Raw genomic sequence first — 18,308 nt, forward strand, 5'->3', positions numbered from 1 at the left:
TTCCTTGAGGGTGCGGTGTGCGGTCAGGCCGGGTCGGGCGCGGTCTCGCGTACGGCTCCGTCGGTGAGGTCCGGGGCGGTGGAGATCCCCGTGACGAAGTAAGGGGACTTCCTCGCCCACTTGGCCCAGGCCGCCGCCCCGACTCCGGACAGCAGCATGACGGCCGGACAGAAGAGCATGAACCAGCCGTTGTCGGGGTTGACCTCGAAGTGGTCGGCGGAGGTGTAGAAGGTCCAGCAGAGATAGCCGCCGAGGCCCAGCAGGACGACGGCGCTCACCACGGGGAGCACCACGGCGCGCAGGGCCTCGGACGGGCTCTCGCGCAGTGTGCCGCGGAAGCGGGCGGCGGCGGCCAGCGCGGTGAGCGCGTAGTAGATCGCGACGACGACACCGATCGCGTTGACGGAGGCCAGGATGAGGTCGCCGACCTTCGGGATGACGAGGGAGACGACGGCGATGGCGGCGGCGACACAGCCGACCGCGACGGTTCCGGCCGCCGGTGTCCCGTAGCGCGGGCTGACCCTGGTCCAGAACGGGCCGAGCGTGCGGTCGCGGCCCATCGCGAACATGCCGCGCACGGTGGGGATCACGCCGGACTGGAGGGAGGCGACGGCGGAAAGGGTGAGGGCGATCAGCGGGAGTGCGGCGAGCGGCTGGTCCGCGAGCCGGTCGCCGAGGTAGGTGAGCCCCTGGGCGCCGTGGCCGGTCAACTCATCGAGAGAGAGCACGCGTTGGAAGGCGAAGGAGCCGAGCAGGAAGAGACCGAGCATGGTGAACAGGGTGATGAGACCGGCGCGGGAGGCGTCCTCGGGGTCGCGGATCTCCTCGGTGACGCTGAACGTGGATTCGAACCCCCAGTAGCAGAAGACCGAGAGCAGCAGCCCCTGGGCGAGCTGCTGCCCGGACGGGATGGTGAAGGGGTTGATCCAGTCGAGGCTGAAGGGGTGCGGACCCACGAACAGCCCGTAGCCGCAGAAGCCGAGCAGGACGGCGTACTCGAAGACCAGGAGGTACTTCTGCAGAGTGGCGGCGGACCGGAGGCCGGTGATCGCCGTGAAGGTGACGGCGATCAGGACGACGATGCCGAGCGCGGTCGACTGGGCGGTGGAGTCCGCGTCGAGCCGGAGCCCGGCGAGTGTGTGCAGGCCCGTCTGGTCCACGAGTTGGAGCAGGGCGGAGCCGGTGACGGTCGTGGTGTAGGAGAGGAAGACGATCGTGGAGACGATGCCGATCCAGCCGACGAGGAAGCCGAGCCAGGGGCTGAGGGAGCGGCCCACCCAGACATAGCCGCTGCCCATGTTCGGTTCGACCCGGTTGAGCCGGGAGTAGGCGCCCGCGATGCCCAGGATGGGCAGGAACCCGAGCAGCATGATGATCGGCAGATGCAGACCGACCGCGCCGGCGGTGACGCCGAGCCCGATTCCGATGCTGCTGGTGGCGGCGGTGGACGAGGCCGCGATGGCGAATCCGTCGATGACGCCGAGGCTCTTCGTCAGGGCCGCGGGCGCCGGTGGATCACTGCCGTAGGGGGTACGTGGGGCCGTCACGGGCTCTCCTTCGCCGAGGGGCGCTCTTCGGCCCCGATGGCGGCACATCGAACTCTCCGACGGGTTCACACGTCAACGCCGTTGTCATAAGGTGCGGCCATGAGCGCGAGCGAGCGGGTGGTGCCGGAGGGCGCGCGGCAGCGCAGGCGCCCCACCAAGCGGGGCACGGTGCTGACCGAGCAGCTGATCGTGGAGACGGCGCTGCGGCTGATCGGTGAGCACGGGGCGGCGGCGCTCACCGTGCGCCGGCTCGGCGCGGCCCTCGGCTGCGATCCGAGCGCGCTCTACCGGTACTTCCGGGACACGGACGAGCTGCTGCTCGCGGTGGCCGACGAGTTGATCGGCCGTACGCTGCGCACCTGGCGGCCGACGGGTGACTGGCGGGCCGATCTGCGCGCCCTCGGCCTGCGGATGCACGCGGACTATCTGGCACACCCTCAGGCGGCGACGCTGGCCTGTACGCGGGTGACCGGCCGCACGCATGAGATCCGGTCGGTGGAGGCGATCCTCGGGGTGTTGCGCGGCGCGGGCTTCCCGGACGCCGAGGCGGTGCGGATCTACCACGTCTTCGTCGACCAGACGCTGTCCTTCGCGGCGCTGGACGCGTCCACGCTGGTGCTGTCGGAGCACGCCCGCGCGCAGGAGGTGCGGACCTGGCCTCAGACGTACGCCCGGCTTCCCGCCGAGACCCATCCGAACATCGCGGCGACCGCGGAAATACTGGTCGCGGAGATGGACCGCAGCGGGTACCCGGCGGCTCTGGAGATGATGCTGGCCGCGGCCGCGGCGCGGCTCCAGCACCTCCGCGCGCCGATGCCGTAGCGACGGACCTCCGGGCGTGGTCACGTACGCCCGGCGGCGCCGGGGTGCGGGCCTCAGGGCGCGAGCACGTCCAGCTCGTGCAGGGCGCCCACCGCGATCTCCTTCGTCAGCCGTTCCGCCGCCACCGCGTCGCCCTCGCGCACCGCTTCGGCGAGCCGCACGTGGAGGGTGACCGCGGCCGGGTCCGGGTCCTCGAACATGACCTGGTGGTGGGTGCGGCCGGCCAGGACCTCGGCGACCACATCGCCGAGCCGGGCGAACATCTCGTTGCCGGAGGCGTTGAGCACGATCCGGTGGAACGCGATGTCGTGCTCCAGATAGCCCTCCAGCTGCTGGCCGCGCGAGGTGGCGACCATGCCGAGCGCGCACTCGGTGAGGGCCGCGCACTGCTCCGGGGTGGCGTTGCGGGCGGCCAGACCGGCCGCGACCGGCTCGATCGCCGAGCGCAGCACGGTCAGGGAGCGCAGCTGGCGCGGGCGGTCGGCACCGGCCAGCCGCCACCGGATGACCTGCGGATCGTAGACATTCCACGCCTCGGTCGGCCGCACGGTCACGCCGACCCTGCGGCGGGACTCGACCAGGTGCATGGATTCGAGGACGCGGACCACTTCGCGTACGACCGTGCGCGAGACGTCGAAGCGCTGGGCCAGCTCGTCGGTGCGCAGCACGTGTCCGGGCCGGTGCTCCCCCGCGGCGATCTCCAGACCCAGGGTGTCCAGCACATGTGTATGCAGCCCGGGGCCCTGTGTGGTCATGAGCACAGCCTACGGGGCAGCCCCGGGGAACAAAAAGTACGACGTTTATGTCACAGCATCTTGAATAAGTCGTACGTATGGGTTTCAGTAGCGCGACGGACCGATGTCGAGGAAGACATCGAAGTAGACAGCGAGGCACCACCAATGAGCACCCCCCACGTCGTCGTGGTGATGGGCGTCGCAGGGACCGGCAAGACCACGATCGGCCCCCTGCTCGCCGCCGCCCTCGGCGTTCCGTACGCCGAGGGCGATGACTTCCATCCCGCGGCGAACATCGCCAAGATGTCGGCCGGCGTCCCGCTGGACGACTCCGACCGGTGGCCCTGGCTCGATGCGATCGGCCAGTGGGCGCACGGCCGGGCGGGGCTCGGCGGGGTGGTGAGCAGCTCTGCTCTCAAGCGCGTCTACCGGGACCGGCTGCGGGCCGAGGCCCCCGGCGCGGTCTTCCTCCACCTGACCGGCGACCGGAGCCTGATCGAGCAGCGCATGGCGGAGCGCAAGGGCCATTTCATGCCCACCGCCCTGCTCGACTCGCAGTTCGCCACCCTGCAGCCGCTGCAGGAGGACGAGGCCGGCGTCTCGGTCGATGTGTCCGGCACCCCTGAAGAAATCACCCAGCGAGCCGTCGCCGCGTTGCGCCGGCTCGACATCTAAGGATCACCACCGTGACCAGTCTCAGCGTCGAGATGCTGGCAGCGGACGCCGCCGAACCGATCACTTCGGCAGGCAACGCGCAGTTGGGCATCGCCGTACTGGCGGGCATCGCCGTCATCGTTCTGCTCATCACCAAGTTCAAGATGCACGCGTTCCTCGCGCTGACCATCGGCTCGCTGGCGCTGGGCTCGTTCGCCGGTGCCGCGCCGGCCAAGACCATCGCCAGTTTCACCGCGGGCCTCGGCTCGACCGTCGCGGGGGTCGGTGTCCTCATCGCGCTCGGCGCCATTCTCGGCAAGCTGCTCGCCGACTCCGGCGGCGCGGACCAGATCGTCGACACCATCCTGGCGAAGGCGAGCGGCCGGGCCATGCCGTGGGCGATGGTCCTGATCGCCTCGATCATCGGCCTGCCGCTCTTCTTCGAGGTCGGGATCGTGCTGCTGATCCCGGTGGTGCTGCTCGTCGCCAAGCGCGGCAACTACTCCCTGATGCGGATCGGTGTCCCGGCACTGGCCGGTCTCTCCGTGATGCACGGGCTGATTCCGCCGCACCCCGGCCCGCTGGTGGCGATCGACGCCCTCGGTGCCAACCTCGGCGTCACGCTCGGGCTGGGGGTGCTGGTCGCGATCCCGACCGTGATCATCGCCGGGCCGGTCTTCTCCCGCTACGCCGCCCGCTGGGTGGACATCAAGGCTCCGGAGAAGATGATCCCGCAGCGCCCCTCGGAGGAGCTGGAACGCCGTCCCGGCTTCGGCGCCACCCTGGCGACGATTCTGCTGCCCGTCGTGCTCATGCTGGTCAAGGCCCTGGTCGACATCGTCGTGGACGACCCGGAGCAGAGCGTTCAGAAGGTCACCGATGTGATCGGCTCGCCGCTGATCGCGCTCCTCGCGGCCGTCATAGTCGGCATGTTCACGCTGGGCCGGGCGGCCGGTTTCTCCAAGGGCCGGCTCTCCACCACCGTGGAGAAGTCCCTTGCCCCGATCGCGGGTGTGCTGCTGATCGTGGGTGCGGGCGGCGGTTTCAAGCAGACCCTCATCGACGCCGGTGTGGGCCAGATGATCCTGGACTTCTCCAAGGACTGGTCGATCCCGGCGCTGCTGCTGGGCTGGCTGATCGCCGTCGCGATCCGGCTCGCGACCGGCTCGGCGACCGTGGCCACCATCTCGGCGGCCGGCCTGGTCGCCCCGCTGGCCGCCGACATGTCGACGTCCCACGCCGCCCTGCTGGTCCTCGCCGTCGGCGCGGGCTCGCTCTTCTTCAGCCATGTCAATGACGCCGGGTTCTGGCTGGTGAAGGAGTACTTCGGAATGAACGTCGGTCAGACGATCAAGACCTGGTCGGTGATGGAGACCATCATCTCCGTGGTCTCGCTGGCCTTCATCCTGCTGCTGTCGCTGATCCTCTAGCGAGCGGCTCCCCACGCACGGTCCTCCCCCCTCGGCGCGAGCCGGGACCGTGCCCGACGGCGCCCGCCGACCCGCGCATGCCACGGCATGCCTCCGGGCCGGCGGGCGCCGTCGCGCTGTGCGGCGGACGCCCTGCCCGCCCGCCCCCGCCGGCAACCCCGGCCGGTCACCGAACAGTTGACGCCGCCCCCGCGCCTGCCGGACGCGGCGGCGGGCGGGTGCCGGACCCGGTTCCGGGTCCGCGGCACATGTCAGACTTGGCGCCATGGCGAACCGTGAACCTCTCAAGCCCTTCCTGCTCACCTTCCCCGGCCCGCTGCGCGATCGCCTGGTGGCGGCGGTGCTCGCCGGTGCCAAGGTATCGACGACCGGGCTGCTCGCGGAGTACGAGGCGGAGAACGAGGAGCTGCCTCCGGTGGGCGAGCGGTCCGCGCTGATCGACTCGGACGGCCGGGAGATCGCGGTACTGGAGGTGACGGAGGTACGGGTACTGCGCCTCGGCGACGTCGATCTCCAGCACGCGATCGACGAGGGCGAGGGGGACACATCGGTGGCCGAGTGGCGTGCGGGACACGAGAAGTTCTGGCACAGCAAGGAGATGCGGGAAGCACTCGGCGACCCGGAGTTCACGGTAGACGACGACACCATGGTCGTCGCCGAGCGGTTCCGGGTCGTCGAGCTGCTGGATCCCGTCGTGGGCGCGACGGAGCGGTAGGCGGGGCGGACGGCCGGGGCCTACGGCGGGGGGCGGACGGCCGGGGGCCCAGGGTCGCGGGGAAGACGGCCGGGGCGGACGACCGGTGGTCTCCGGCCGCGGGCCGGACGGCCGGAGACGGCCGGTGCCTACGGCCGCGGGGAGGGAATCTCGCGGCAGGTCAGGGGCGGGGCGACGGTGCCGGGACGGCCGGTGCGGGCGAAGCCGGTCCAGGTGGCGCGCATCGCCCTGCCCAGGCCGTCCACCTCGTCCCAAGGGGTGTGCCCCAGCATCGGGGAGCGTCGCCAGGCGGCACGGGAGCCCAGGAGCAGCGGCAGTTCCACGCAGTGCGTGGCGCCGAAGTCCGATGCTGCCGGGCGCCAGTCCAGCCGGTAGGCGTGGACCCGGGCGCCGGCCCGTACCAGCCGTCGGCCCAGGGCGTCGAGCGGTTCGGCGTAGATCCGCCGGGTCGGACCGGCCGGGTCGCCGTTCTCACCCGTCTCACCCGTCTCACCCAGCTCGCTCTTCTCGCCCGTCTCTCCCGTCTCGCCAGGGAAGGCGGACATGTCGTCCGCGTTCCAGCCGTACATGACATCCATCCCCCGTACGTGCGCGTCGAGGGCGTCATCGGCCGTCGCGACCGGTCCGAACGGCGGTTCCAGGATGGAGCCGGAGCGTTCCCGGTGGGCGAGCGCGGTGTCCCGTTGGGCCGCGAGCAGGGCCTCCGGGGCGGCGGTCCGCGGGTTGTCGCCGGGGGCGTGGACCGCGAGCCGTTCGGCGAAGATCCGGCCGAGCACGGCCGCGTCGGCCCGCGACCGGGTCGCGATCGCCAGCGGTGCGCTCTGCAGGATCGCGCGGTGGAACAGCCCGCGGGCTTCGGGCAGTCCCATCAGCAGCCGGATGGAGAGCGCGCCTGCGGACTGCCCGAAGACGGTCACATCGGCCGGGTCACCTCCGTACCCGGCGATGTGCGTGTTCACCCAGCGAAGCGCTTCGAGCTGGTCGTACAGGCCGAGGTTGCCCTCGGCGACACCGTCGAGGCAGAGGTATCCGAGCGCGCCCAGGCGGTAGTTGACGGCCACGACGACGACATCGCCCTCGGCGGCGAGTGCGCCTCCGTCGTACCAGTCCAGGAGGCCCGCGCCGCTGCTGAATCCACCGCCGTGGAACCAGACCAGCACCGGGCGCGCCGCGGTGTCGCGGGCGGGTGTGGTGACCGTCAGGTTCAGGCAGTCCTCGCCCTGCGGGTGCCGGTCGAGCGGCGGTCCCATCACGGCGTCGAGCCTGGACGGCAGTTGCGGACAGATCTCCCCGCTCGACGGGCGGGTGTCCTGACCGCGCACCGGGCGGGGCCGCGCGAAGCGTTCGGCCTCGGCGTAGCGGATCGGGCCGGACCGGACCACGGCGGGGCCGGTCACGCGGTGCCTCCGGAGAGCGATTCCATCGGCGCCGGAACCGGCTCGGGCGCGCCCTCGGGCACCAGGCGGAACAGGGCGACGGCGCCGGCCAGGCTGACGCCGCAGATCCCGACGAGGTACCACGTCACCCCGGTCGACGACCCGCCGGAGTTGAGCAGCGCCGTGGAGATCATGGGTGCCAGACCACCGCCGAGGATGGCGCCGCCCTGCAGGATCACCGAGGAGCCCGAGTAGCGGACGTTGACGGGGAAGGTGTCGACGATGATGCTGCCCTGCACGCAGTGGGTGACCGGGATGATGAGTCCCATGCCGAGCAGCGCGACGACCGCGAGGGCGGAGTTGCCGGTGTTGAGCAGCGGGAAGAAGGCGACGCACCAGAGAAGGATGGCGGCGGATCCGGCGATGAACATGGTGCGTCGGCCGTGCCGGTCGGCGATCTTCGTCCACACCGGAATCGTCGCGAACCACAGGGCCGCCGCGACGGTGACGCTCACGATGAGGAACTGCTTGTCGTAGCCGAGGTGCTGGGAGCCGTAGGACAGCGTGAAGACCATGAACACATAGGCGACGGCCGAATTCGCCACGACGGCGAGCAGGGTCAGCGCGAGCCTGGGGAAGCCGACCTTGAGGGACTCGGCCAGCGGGAACCTGACCACTTCGTCCTGGGCGCGGACGCGGTCGAAGGACGGCGACTCGGTCACCCGCAGCCGGATCACCAGCCCCACGGCGACCAGTACGAAGCTGAGCAGGAACGGGATGCGCCAGCCCCACGAGGTGAACGCGTGGTCGCCCAGAGCCGCGTTGGTGGTGAGGAAGACGACGTTGGCCAGGACCAGGCCGCCGGGTGTACCCATCTGCGGGAAGCCCGCGTACAGGTTCTTCTTGCCCGGCGGCGCGTGCTCCATCGACATCAGGGTGGCTCCGGCGCCCTCGCCGCCGAGTCCGATGCCCTGGATGATGCGCAGGGCGACCAGGAGGACGGGTGCCCAGAATCCGATGGAGTCGTAACTCGGAATGGCGCCGATGAGGGTGGAGCCGATCCCCATCAGGACGAGGGAGACCACCAGCGTCGCCTTGCGGCCGATGCGGTCTCCGTAGTGGCCGAAGACCAGGCCGCCGAGCGGACGGGCGATGAACCCGACGGCGAAGGTGCTGAACGCGGCGAGGGTACCCGCGGCCGGGCTGAGCGAGGGGAAGAACTGCTCGTTGAAGACGAGTGCCGCGGCCGTGCCGTAGAGAAAGAAGTCGTACCACTCCAGCGTGGTGCCTGCGAGCGTGGCGAGGGCGGTTCTGCCGGCAGCGGCTCGGGCTCCGCCCGAGCGTGCTTCCTGAGGTGAAGTGTTCACGGGGTGACCTATCACTTGGATGGCGGGCTGTGGGCGGTGCGCTCCGGACAGCCGCTACGACGGCCGGGCTTCACCCGTCGTTAACCGTGGATCCTGATGCCCTGAGACATGACACACAAATGCCGAATCGGGGACCAGTCATACCCGTTCGGGTATAGCGGAGACCCTGATCTCCGCGATGTCCAGGCGCCTGGGTATGCCAGTTCAGTTATGTCTCCGCACAAGAATCGCATTTGTCCGGCATGGCTGTGCCGATCACAGTGGGACGCATGACGGCAGAGACAGGGCGGTGGATCCGCAACTTCGTGGCCGGGCAGTTCGTGGAGCCCGACGAGAACCGCAGCTTCGACAAGACCGACCCCGCCACCGGCCAGGTGTTCGCCCGGGTGCACGAGGCGGACAGAGAGCTGGTGGACCGCGCCGTGGCAGCGGCCCGGCGGGCCCTGCACGACGGCTGGGCGGCGACCCCGGTACGGGAGCGCGCGGCGCTGCTGCGGCGTGCCGCGGACCGGATCGAGGAGCGCTTCGAGGAGTTCGTCGCCGCGGAGATCGCGGACACCGGGAAGCCGGTCACCCAGGCCCGGGAGCTCGATGTCGCCCGTGCTCTGGCGAACTTCCGCACCTTCGCGGACGTGGTGGCCGCCGCCGGACAGGAGTCCTTCCTCACCGACCTCGCGGGGGGTCGCCAGGCGCTCAACTACGCGGTGCGCAAGCCGCTCGGCGTCGTCGCGGTGGTCGTCCCGTGGAACCTGCCCCTCCTGCTGCTGACCTGGAAGGTCGCCCCGGCCCTGGCGTGCGGCAACGCCCTGGTCGTCAAGCCCAGCGAGGAGACCCCCGCCACCGCCACGCTGCTGGCCGAGGTGCTCGCCGAGGTCGGGCTCCCCGCCGGCGTCTACAACGTCGTCCACGGCTTCGGCGGCGGCTCCGCGGGTGAGTACGTGACCTCCCACCCGGGGATCGACGGCGTGACCTTCACGGGTTCGTCCGCGACCGGCTCGCACGTCATGAAGACCGTCGCGCCCCGGGTCCGCCCGGTGTCGTTCGAACTCGGCGGGAAGAACGCCGCCGTCGTCTTCGACGACGTCGACGTGGACGAGGCGCTGACCGGGCTGACCAAGTCGGTCTTCACCAACACCGGTCAGGTCTGCCTGTGCACCGAGCGGGTCTACGTACAGCGTTCGGTCTTCGCCGACATCGCCGAAGGGCTCGCCGAGCGCGCCCGGGGGCTGCGGCTCGGCCGGCCGGCGGACGAGCGGACCACCACCGGACCGCTGATCTCCCAGACCCACCGCGACAAGGTGCTGGGCTACTTCGAGCTGGCCGAGCAGGCCGGGGCGAAGGTGCTCACCGGCGGTGGCATACCGCAGCTCGGCCCCGGACTGGCCGGCGGATCCTGGATCGAGCCGACGCTGTGGACGGGGCTGACCAACGCGGACCGCGCGGTGCGCGAGGAGATCTTCGGCCCGGTGGCCGCCCTGATCCCCTTCGACACCGAAGCGGAGGCGATCGCCCTGGCCAACGACACCGAGTACGGCCTCGCGGCCTCGGTGTGGACCAACGACCTGCGCCGCGGTCACCGGGTGGCCCAGGCGATGAACGTCGGGATGGCCTGGGTCAACACCTGGTTCCTGCGCGATCTGCGCTCCCCGTTCGGCGGTGTCGGGCTCTCCGGCATCGGCCGCGAGGGAGGCGCGTCCTCCCTGCACTTCTACACCGAGCCGACGAATGTGTGCGTACAGCTGTGACCGATCACGACAACCCCGGCCTCTGCCCGCGGATCGACGCGGCCGTGGCACGCCTGACGGCCGCTGCCGCCACCGGCACTCCGTGCGCTCCCGTCCGGGAGTTCCTGGGCCGCGACGACATCGATGCCGCCTACGAGGTCCAACGGCGTCTCGCCGCCGCCAGAAGCGCGGCCGGAGCCCGGGTGGTGGGCGCCAAGATCGGCCTCACCGCCCCTGCCGTGCAGCAGCAGTTCGACGTGTTCCGGCCGGACTTCGGGGTGCTCTTCGACGACATGATGTACGCGCACGCCGAGCCGCTGCCGCTGCGCCGGTTCCTCCAGCCGCGTGCGGAGGGCGAGATCGCCTTCGTCCTCGGCCGGGACATCGACCGGCCCGGCGCGGGCGTCGCCGATGTGCTGCGGGCCACCGAGTTCGTACTGCCCGCCATCGAGATCGTCGATTCGCGGATCAGCGGCTGGGACCTGGCCATCACCGACACCGTCGCCGACAACGCCTCCAGCGGCGCGGTCGTGCTCGGCACCACTCCGTATCCGCTGAGCGGGCTCGACCTCTCCCGCGTCGGCATGGTGCTCCAACGGGACGGCGAGCCGGTCTCCTTCGGCGCCGGTCACGCCTGCCTCGGCTCGCCGGTCGTGGCCGTGGCCTGGCTGGCGCGCGAACTGGCCGCGCGGGAGCAGCCGTTGCGGGCCGGGGACGTGGTCATGTCCGGGGCGCTCGGCCCGATGGTGCCGATCGAGGGCCCCGGCCGGTACCGGCTGGCGCTGGACGGGCTCGGCGAGGTCGAGGCAGTCATCGAGGAGGAGACCAAGTGAATTCCCACGCAGGCGGCACAGCGGCCGGCCATGCTTCCGGCACCGTTCCGGTGGCCGTCATCGGGTCCGGCAACATCGGAACCGACCTCATGATCAAGGTGCTGCGGCTCTCCAGGACGCTGCGCATGGGCGCGATGGCGGGCATCGACCCGGACTCCGACGGGCTGGCCCGCGCCGCCCGGCTGGGGGTCGCCACCACCCACCGCGGTGTCGAGGGGCTCCTCGCACTGCCCGGGTTCGCCGAGATCGAGGTGCTCTTCGACGCGACCTCGGCCAAGGCCCATGTGCGCAACGCGCAACTCGCCGCGGAGCACGGGAAGCTGATGATCGATCTCACCCCGGCGGCGCTCGGGCCGTTCGTGGTGCCGTCGGTCAATCTGGACGAGCATCTGGACGCGCCGGACGTCAACATGGTGACCTGCGGCGGCCAGGCCACCATTCCGGTCGTGGCCGCGGTCTCCCGGATCGTGCCGGTCGCCTACGCGGAGATCGTCGCCTCCATCGCGTCGAAGTCGGCCGGTCCCGGTACCCGGGCCAACATCGACGAGTTCACCGAGACCACGAGTGAGGCGATCCGGCTGGTCGGCGGCGCCGAGGTCGGCAAGGCCATCATCGTGCTCAACCCGGCGGAGCCCCCGCTCGCCATGCGCGACACGGTCTTCTGCCTCGTCGAGGGCGAGCTGTCCGGCGCCGACCGGGACCGGATCGCGGCCTCCGTCCAGCAGATGGCCCGGTCCGTGCGGGAGTACGTGCCCGGCTACCGGCTCAAGCAGGACGTGCAGTTCGACCCCGTCGAGGACACCGTCGTACCGGCCCTCGGGCGGCGGGTCACCGGGGTGCGGATCTCCGTGTTCCTGGAGGTGCTCGGCGCCGGCCACTACCTGCCCGACTACGCGGGCAATCTCGACATCATGACCTCCGCCGCGGTGCGCACCGCGGAGAAGGTCGCCGCACTCCGAGGATGGGTGACCTCATGAAGCTGTACGTCCAGGACGTGACCCTGCGGGACGGCATGCACGCGATGGGGCACATGTACACCGTCGACCAGGTGCGCCGGATCGTCGCCGCCCTCGACCGGTCCGGGGTCGCGGCCGTCGAGGTCGCGCACGGCGACGGCCTCGGCGGTTCGAGCGCGAACTACGGGTTCGGCGCGCACAGCGACGAGGAGTGGATCGAAGCCGCGGCGGACGTCCTCGAACACGCGAAGCTGACCACCCTGCTGCTGCCCGGCATCGGCACCATCGACCATCTGCGCCGGGCCCACGCCCTCGGAGTGCGCAGTGTGCGCGTCGCGACGCACTGCACCGAGGCCGACGTCGGCGCGCAGCACATCTCCTGGGCCCGGGAGAACGGGATGGACGTGTCCGGGTTCCTGATGATGAGCCACCTCAACTCCCCCGAGGGACTGGCGCGTCAGGCCGCGCTGATGGAGTCGTACGGGGCGCACTGCGTCTATGTCACCGACTCCGGCGGCCGTCTGACGATGCGTGATGTCGCCGCCCGGGTCGACGCGTACCGGGAGGTGCTGGACGAGTCGACCGAGATCGGCATCCACGCCCACGAGAACCTCTCCCTGTCGGTCGCCAACAGTGTGACCGCCGTGGAGCACGGCGCGTACCGCGTCGATGTGGCGCTGGCGGGCCAGGGCGCCGGGGCCGGGAACTGCCCCGCCGAACCGTTCGTCGCCGTCGCCGACCTGCTGGGCTGGGAGCACGGCTGCGACCTGTTCGCGCTCCAGGACGCCGCCGACGACATCGTCCGGCCGCTGCGCAACCGGCCGGTCCAGGTGGACCGGGAGACCCTGACCCTCGGCTACGCCGGTGTCTACTCCAGCTTCCTGCTCCATGCCGAGCGCGCGGCACGGCGCTACGGGGTCGACACCCGGCAGATCCTGCTGGAGGTCGGCCGACGGCAGATGGTGGGCGGCCAGGAGGACCTCATCGTGGACATCGCACTGGACCTGGCCGCGCGACGCGAGGCCCTGACGGAAGGGAGCGGCAAGTGATTCCGGCGGAACTGACCGGCATATTGGCTCAGCGGCTCGACACGGCGCAGACGTCCCGCAAGGACACCCCGAGCCTCGCCGACAGCCATGAGTTCGACATCGACGACGCGTACGCCGTGCAGGCGGCCCTGCTGGCGCTGCGGGTGGCGCGCGGCGAACGGATCGTGGGAGTGAAGCTGGGGTTCACCAGCAAGGCGAAGATGGCCCAGATGGGTGTCTCCGACGTGATCGTGGGCCGGCTCACCGACGCGATGAGGACCGCGGACGGCGACGAGGTCGACCTGTCGCGCTTCATCCACCCGAAGGCGGAGCCGGAGGTCGCCTACCGGCTCTGCCGGGACGTGGACCTGGACGATCCGCTGACGGGCATCGAATCCTGTGTGGACGCGGTGGCCCCGGCCATCGAGATCATCGACTCGCGCTACCGGGACTTCCGGTTCACGTACACCGACGTCGTCGCGGACAACACCTCCGCGGCCGGTTACGCGATCGGCCCGTGGCGGCCCCTGGAGAGCGTCGCCAACCGGGCGGTCCGGCTGCGTACCGCGACGGCGGACGTGGTCGGTTCGACCGCCGCGATCCTCGGCGACCCGGTGCGCGCGCTCCACGCGCTGCTGGACATGTGCCGACGCCGCCGCATTCCGCTGAAGGCCGGTCAGGTGGTACTCGCGGGGGCGGCCACGGCGGCCGTGCCGCTGGTGCCCGGCGTCACCGAGTGCGAGGTGGCGGGGCTGGGATCCGTCGCCGTGAAGGGGTGCTGATGAGCGGCTCACGGGTGATCGAGGGCAAGGCCACTCCGCGCGGGCGGTTCCCGCATGTGAAGGTCGCCGGGGACCTGGTGTTCGTCTCCGGCACCAGTTCGCGCAGACCCGACAACACGTTCGTGGGGGTCGAGGCCGATGAGTTCGGCACCACACGGCTGGACATCCGGGCCCAGACCCGGGCGGTGATCGGGAACATCCGGGACATCCTCGCCGAGGTGGGCGCCGAGCTCTGCGACATCGCCCAGATCACCACCTATCTGGTGTCCATGAACGACTTCGGCGGATACAACGAGGTCTACGGCGAGTTCTTCGACGAGCGCGGACCGACCCGGACGACCGTCGCGGTGCACCAGCTGCCGCACCCCCATCTGCTGATCGAGATCCAGGCCGTCGCCCATCTGCCGCGGCCCCGCCCGTCACACACAGAACACAGCACGGAGGTGCCGTCATGACCGCCATCCCCCCGGTCATCGATTTCCAGGGCTGGATCACCGAGCACGAGCACCTGCTCAAGCCGCCGGTGAACAACCGCACCATGTCCCTGGGCCAGGACTTCATCGTCCAGGTCGTCGGCGGTCCCAACCAGCGGACCGACTTCCACCTCGACCCGTACGAGGAGTGGTTCTACCAGGTCAAGGGTGACATGCACGTCGACATCATCACCGACGACGGGCCGCGGACCGTGCACATCCGGCAGGGCGAGGCCTGGCTGCTGCCCGGCCATGTGCCGCACTCCCCGCAGCGGCCCGACGCCGGTTCGATCGGGCTGGTCATCGAGCGGGTCCGGGAGGAGGGCACCTTGGAGAAGTTCCAGTGGTACTGCCCCGAGTGCGCCGCGAAGATCCACGAGGTCGAGCTCCAGGTGCGGGACATCGTCGCGGATCTGCCGCCGGTCTTCGCCGAGTTCTACGGGGACGAGAAGGCGCGTACGTGTCCGGACTGCGGTGCGCTGCACCCCGGGAAGGGCTGAGCGTGGACCGCACGATCGACATCCATACGCATTACGTTCCGCGGGGCTGGCCGGATCTGACGGCCGAGGCCGGTCCTCAGGCCCCCTGGCTGCGGGTGGAGTCCGAGTCCGACGCCGTGATCATGATGGGCTCCCGGGAGTTCCGGCGGATCCGGGCCGACGCCTGGGACGCCGAAACGCGGCTGCGGGACATGGACGCGGACGGTGTGCACCGCCAAGTGGTCTCCCCCACCCCGGCGTTCTTCACGTACGGGAGCGGCGGGGCGGAGGCGGCGAAGGTCTCGCGCGTCTTCAACGATCTCGCGCTGGAGATCGTCGCCCCGGCACCGGACCGGCTGATCCCGTTCTGCCAGGTGCCGTTGCAGGATCCCGACGCGGCCTGCCGCGAGCTGGAGCGGAGCATCGCCAACGGGCACCGGGGGGTGGAGATCGGCAACCACGTCGGTGATCGCGACCTGGACAGCGAGGGCGTCGTGACCTTCCTCCAGCACTGCGCCTCGCTCGATGTGCCGGTGTTCGTGCACCCCTGGGACATGGCGAGTTCGCCCCGGCTGGACCGGTGGATGGCACAGTGGCTCACGGCCATGCCCGCCGAGACCCATCTGTCGATCCTCGCGCTGATCCTGGGCGGGGTCTTCGACCGGATCGACGACCGGCTGAAGATCTGCTTCGCGCACGGCGGCGGGTCCTTCGCCTTCTGGCTCGGCCGGATGGAGAACGCCTGGCACGGCAGGAACGACGTCATCGGCACCTCGGAGCGCCCGCCCTCGCACTACCTGGGCCGGTTCTACGTCGATTCGGTCGTCTTCGACGACCGGGCCCTGCGGCTCCTGGTCGACACGGTCGGCGCGGACCGGGTGATGGTGGGCAGCGACTACCCGTACCCGCTGGGGGAACGGCCGGCCGGCCAGGTGGTCCGCAAGAGCGCCTTCCTCGACGACCGCAGCCGGGAGCTGATCACGCACGGCAACGCGGAACGCTTCCTGGGGCTGACGGGGGCGGACACGCCCTGAGGGCTGTTCCGAGCCGGGAATCGTGTTCATGCGGCCGACGCGGCGTTCGAGGTGCAGGCGGCGGTTCTCGTCCGCGGTTCTCGTGCGCGGTTCCCGTCCGATGCGCCGTGCCCATATCCACGGCGTGGAGCGGGCCGCACCCGTCCCCCGGGTGCGGCCCGTTCCTCGTCCGACGGTGTCACTCCGCTTTCGGCCCCGTCCGTGCCGATGAACAAGCCTGCGTCCCGGCAGAGCTCCCGGTCCGCAGTCCGAGAGCCGTCGACGCGGAACGCCTGCGGTACGGGCCTGCGGTCACGCGCTGGGGACGGTCTTCCGCCCCGGCCGGAGGCTCTCACCCGGGCAGCAGGGCGCCTTCGAAGCCCTCAGGGTGGTTGATGGGATGGTCGAGGAGAACCTCGTCCGCGATGGCGAATCCGTTCGTGAGGGTCATGGCGTGGGGTGCGAGGTCCGCGACGGCGCTCTCGGCCGCGTCGGGAAGCTCCCTCACCTGATCACTGGTCAGGTACCCCTCCGCGAGCAGGTCTCCGCTGTGCGCCGCGACGCGACGCAGGGCGAACAGGCGGTGCAGCAGAAGCAACTGGCGCCGCGCCTCGGGGTCCGGGGCCTGGGCGGCCGCGTCCAGAAGAGCTTGGGCGGCCCGGCCGTGGGCGTAGGCGTCGACCAGTTCCAGAGCGGGTGTGACGGTGGCGTTCCATCGGTTGAGGGGATCGCCGGCCTTTCCGCTGCGCAGGCGGGTACGCGCGCGTTGGTGCCAGATGCGCTCGATGCCCGCCAACAGGTCCTGGAGGAAGTCCGGATCGCCGAGGCCGCGGTCCTCGGGCGCCGCCTCGTGTCGCTCCTTCGGGGTGAAGTGTCCGAGGAGCATCTCGCCGGCGGCCTTGACCCAGATGACAAGGTTGTCGCCTTCCGCCGTGATGGTTCCCTCGTTGGCTGCCAGCTGGCCGGCGATTCCGTTGGCGAGGAAGAGCCCCTGCGCGCCGCAGCGTTCGCGGCACTCGGTCATGACGGCGCGGGCCCGCCAGGTGATCCAGCCCTTGGCTATGGCCGCGAACCGCTCGCCGTTCTCCCGCTCCGACTCCGTTGCCTGCGCCCACTTCCGTACCGCGGCCCGGTGCAGGAGGGTCGCGGCGTAGCTGGTGGCGAGGGCGTCGACGAGCGGGGCGTGGTGGCTGCGGTGGGCGAACAGCGGGACGCTGCCGCGGGCCGACACACCGGAGGTCTGCCGCGTATGGGCATGCCGTACGGCCACGGCGAGCGCGTGGCGCATGACACCGAGGCTGTAGCCGCTCATGCAGAGCTTGCCGGCGGTGACGCGGCCGATGGAGTGCAGGAAGCGCTTGCGGGGGCTGCCGATCGAGCTGGTGAAGTCGCCTTCCGGCGTGAGGCGCCCGTGGTCGGACTGGAGAAGCGCGTCGTGCGGCAGCCGGACGTGGTCGAAGGAGGTGACGGAGTGGTCGACGGGGGCGGTGGCCGTCTGCGGCAGCCTGCGTATCCCGACTCCCGGCATGGGGAGCCCGGCGTCGTCGCTGAGCCGGGTGAGAAACAGGAAGACGCCCCGGTCCTCGCCGTCCGTGATCAGTCGGGCGGCGACGACAGCGGATTTGGGACCGCCGGTGGAGCTGGTGTTCGGCATGAACTTGGCCGCGGCCGCATGGGGAGTGTGCAGTACGAACTCGCCCGTGGTGCGGTCGTACGTGGCGGTGGTCTCCAGTTGCGAGGCGCTGTTGCCGTGCCCGGCCTCCGTGCACAGGAACGTTCCTGTACGCCGCAGACGGGCGAACTCCCCCAGATCGCGCTTCGGACCCGATGCGTGGTCGACGAGGCTGCCGAGGAAGAGGTTGTAGTGGATGCTCGCCACTGTCCCCAGTCCCGCGTCCACCGGGCCGACCCATTCGTGGAGTGCCGCGAGTCGTTCCACGTCGGCCACGAAGTCCTCTGGTCTTTCGAGCGCTTCGTTGATCAGGTGTAAACGCTCGTAGGACAGCGCGGCGCGTTCATCGGGTGACAGCCCTTCCCGGAAGCGGAACGGCTCGGTGCTGAACAGCTTGCGCCAGGGCTCGTGGAACTGCTCCAGTTGTTCGCCGAAGAGCGCCCGCGTCAGCGCGGCAACGGTTGAAGTCGCCTGGTCAGAGGGGAGAGAGGTGTTGATCACGCTTCGGAACGCTAGCTCATACGTTCGGTGAGCACGGCGTGATGATCAACACGATTGAGATCATGGAAAGGGCGGTACCTGCCCGCTCCGGGGTGCGGCCAACCCTGCTCGGGCCGGGGAATGTGCGGGGAGCCGCAGCGGCGGCTGTCCGCCCGGGTCGGCCCCTCGCGGGCGGAGCGCAGATCCTCCGCTCCGCCCGGCG

At 70.6% G+C, this 18,308-nt stretch carries 17 protein-coding genes; 12 read left to right on the top strand and 5 right to left on the bottom strand.

Annotated features, from left to right (window positions below):
* Nucleotides 1-23 precede the first annotated feature (23 nt).
* Nucleotides 24-1,547, bottom strand: a complete 1,524-nt coding sequence (locus ACIOMQ_RS16145) for an APC family permease (RefSeq protein ID WP_401267464.1) — start codon at nt 1,545-1,547, stop codon at nt 24-26.
* A 99-nt stretch (nt 1,548-1,646) separates the two neighbouring features.
* Here ACIOMQ_RS16145 and ACIOMQ_RS16150 point away from each other — a divergent pair, with 99 nt between their 5' ends.
* Nucleotides 1,647-2,369, top strand: coding sequence for a TetR/AcrR family transcriptional regulator (locus ACIOMQ_RS16150; RefSeq protein ID WP_401987195.1), 723 nt, complete (start codon nt 1,647-1,649; stop codon nt 2,367-2,369).
* Nucleotides 2,370-2,422: 53 nt separating this feature from the next.
* Here ACIOMQ_RS16150 and ACIOMQ_RS16155 read toward each other — a convergent pair whose 3' ends face one another.
* The gene (locus tag ACIOMQ_RS16155) at nt 2,423-3,124 is read right to left on the bottom strand and encodes an FCD domain-containing protein (RefSeq protein ID WP_362206254.1); all 702 of its coding nucleotides are present in this window, start codon (nt 3,122-3,124) and stop codon (nt 2,423-2,425) included.
* A gap of 144 nt (nt 3,125-3,268) precedes the next feature.
* Between ACIOMQ_RS16155 and ACIOMQ_RS16160 the strand changes: the two genes are divergently transcribed.
* From ACIOMQ_RS16160 to ACIOMQ_RS16170, 3 genes are all read left to right on the top strand, one after another.
* Nucleotides 3,269-3,778: a gluconokinase gene (locus tag ACIOMQ_RS16160; RefSeq protein ID WP_362206255.1), complete on the top strand. Its 510-nt coding sequence runs from the start codon at nt 3,269-3,271 to the stop codon at nt 3,776-3,778.
* Between the two features lie 11 nt (nt 3,779-3,789).
* Entirely contained in the window at nt 3,790-5,187 is a 1,398-nt protein-coding gene (locus ACIOMQ_RS16165; RefSeq protein WP_362206256.1) for a gluconate:H+ symporter, read from the top strand.
* 265 nt (nt 5,188-5,452) lie between these two features.
* Nucleotides 5,453-5,902: an ASCH domain-containing protein gene (locus tag ACIOMQ_RS16170; protein WP_362206257.1), complete on the top strand. Its 450-nt coding sequence runs from the start codon at nt 5,453-5,455 to the stop codon at nt 5,900-5,902.
* A gap of 128 nt (nt 5,903-6,030) precedes the next feature.
* Here the strand turns inward: ACIOMQ_RS16170 and ACIOMQ_RS16175 are convergent, their stop codons facing one another.
* Nucleotides 6,031-7,299 carry a carboxylesterase family protein gene (locus ACIOMQ_RS16175; RefSeq protein WP_402189237.1) on the bottom strand — a complete coding sequence of 423 codons (1,269 nt, stop codon included), beginning with the start codon at nt 7,297-7,299 and terminating at the stop codon, nt 6,031-6,033.
* Nucleotides 7,296-8,645, bottom strand: coding sequence for an MFS transporter (locus ACIOMQ_RS16180; protein ID WP_389800940.1), 1,350 nt, complete (start codon nt 8,643-8,645; stop codon nt 7,296-7,298). The genes ACIOMQ_RS16175 and ACIOMQ_RS16180 overlap by 4 nt, the downstream gene beginning before the upstream one ends.
* Before the next feature lie 269 nt (nt 8,646-8,914).
* Between ACIOMQ_RS16180 and ACIOMQ_RS16185 the strand changes: the two genes are divergently transcribed.
* The 8 genes from ACIOMQ_RS16185 to ACIOMQ_RS16220 all read left to right on the top strand — a co-directional run bounded on the left by ACIOMQ_RS16185 (nt 8,915) and on the right by ACIOMQ_RS16220 (nt 15,954).
* Entirely contained in the window at nt 8,915-10,390 is a 1,476-nt protein-coding gene (locus ACIOMQ_RS16185; protein WP_401267473.1) for a 2-hydroxymuconic semialdehyde dehydrogenase, read from the top strand.
* Entirely contained in the window at nt 10,387-11,202 is an 816-nt protein-coding gene (locus ACIOMQ_RS16190; protein ID WP_362206261.1) for a fumarylacetoacetate hydrolase family protein, read from the top strand. Before ACIOMQ_RS16185 ends, ACIOMQ_RS16190 begins: the two co-directional genes overlap by 4 nt.
* Before the next feature lie 89 nt (nt 11,203-11,291).
* Complete coding sequence (locus ACIOMQ_RS16195) at nt 11,292-12,179, top strand: acetaldehyde dehydrogenase (acetylating) (protein WP_401939014.1); 888 nt, start codon at nt 11,292-11,294, stop codon at nt 12,177-12,179.
* A complete protein-coding gene (gene dmpG / locus ACIOMQ_RS16200) occupies nt 12,176-13,207 on the top strand; it encodes a 4-hydroxy-2-oxovalerate aldolase (RefSeq protein WP_362206263.1) in 1,032 nt (343 codons plus the stop codon). Before ACIOMQ_RS16195 ends, dmpG begins: the two co-directional genes overlap by 4 nt.
* Nucleotides 13,204-13,968 carry a 2-keto-4-pentenoate hydratase gene (locus ACIOMQ_RS16205; protein WP_402189240.1) on the top strand — a complete coding sequence of 255 codons (765 nt, stop codon included), beginning with the start codon at nt 13,204-13,206 and terminating at the stop codon, nt 13,966-13,968. Before dmpG ends, ACIOMQ_RS16205 begins: the two co-directional genes overlap by 4 nt.
* Nucleotides 13,968-14,423 carry a RidA family protein gene (locus tag ACIOMQ_RS16210; protein ID WP_401938834.1) on the top strand — a complete coding sequence of 152 codons (456 nt, stop codon included), beginning with the start codon at nt 13,968-13,970 and terminating at the stop codon, nt 14,421-14,423. The genes ACIOMQ_RS16205 and ACIOMQ_RS16210 overlap by 1 nt, the downstream gene beginning before the upstream one ends.
* Complete coding sequence (locus tag ACIOMQ_RS16215) at nt 14,420-14,941, top strand: 3-hydroxyanthranilate 3,4-dioxygenase (RefSeq protein ID WP_362206266.1); 522 nt, start codon at nt 14,420-14,422, stop codon at nt 14,939-14,941. Before ACIOMQ_RS16210 ends, ACIOMQ_RS16215 begins: the two co-directional genes overlap by 4 nt.
* Before the next feature lie 2 nt (nt 14,942-14,943).
* Nucleotides 14,944-15,954 (top strand): amidohydrolase family protein, encoded by a 1,011-nt coding sequence (locus ACIOMQ_RS16220; RefSeq protein WP_362206267.1) that lies wholly within the window; start codon nt 14,944-14,946, stop codon nt 15,952-15,954.
* Nucleotides 15,955-16,285: 331 nt separating this feature from the next.
* Here ACIOMQ_RS16220 and ACIOMQ_RS16225 read toward each other — a convergent pair whose 3' ends face one another.
* Complete coding sequence (locus ACIOMQ_RS16225; protein ID WP_362206268.1) at nt 16,286-18,106, bottom strand: acyl-CoA dehydrogenase; 1,821 nt, start codon at nt 18,104-18,106, stop codon at nt 16,286-16,288.
* Between the last annotated feature and the right edge of the window lie 202 nt (nt 18,107-18,308).

This window comes from Streptomyces sp. NPDC087845, assembly GCF_044742755.1.
In the GTDB taxonomy this organism is placed as follows: domain Bacteria; phylum Actinomycetota; class Actinomycetes; order Streptomycetales; family Streptomycetaceae; genus Streptomyces.

Coding starts and splice junctions, on each gene's coding strand:
- ACIOMQ_RS16150 (WP_401987195.1), top strand. CDS start 1,647: ATGAGCGCGAGCGAGCGGGTGGTGCCGGAGGGCGCGCGGCAGCGCAGG.
- ACIOMQ_RS16155 (WP_362206254.1), bottom strand. CDS start 3,124: ATGACCACACAGGGCCCCGGGCTGCATACACATGTGCTGGACACCCTG.
- ACIOMQ_RS16160 (WP_362206255.1), top strand. CDS start 3,269: ATGAGCACCCCCCACGTCGTCGTGGTGATGGGCGTCGCAGGGACCGGC.
- ACIOMQ_RS16170 (WP_362206257.1), top strand. CDS start 5,453: ATGGCGAACCGTGAACCTCTCAAGCCCTTCCTGCTCACCTTCCCCGGC.
- ACIOMQ_RS16185 (WP_401267473.1), top strand. CDS start 8,915: ATGACGGCAGAGACAGGGCGGTGGATCCGCAACTTCGTGGCCGGGCAG.
- ACIOMQ_RS16195 (WP_401939014.1), top strand. CDS start 11,292: ATGATCAAGGTGCTGCGGCTCTCCAGGACGCTGCGCATGGGCGCGATG.
- dmpG (WP_362206263.1), top strand. CDS start 12,176: ATGAAGCTGTACGTCCAGGACGTGACCCTGCGGGACGGCATGCACGCG.
- ACIOMQ_RS16210 (WP_401938834.1), top strand. CDS start 13,968: ATGAGCGGCTCACGGGTGATCGAGGGCAAGGCCACTCCGCGCGGGCGG.
- ACIOMQ_RS16215 (WP_362206266.1), top strand. CDS start 14,420: ATGACCGCCATCCCCCCGGTCATCGATTTCCAGGGCTGGATCACCGAG.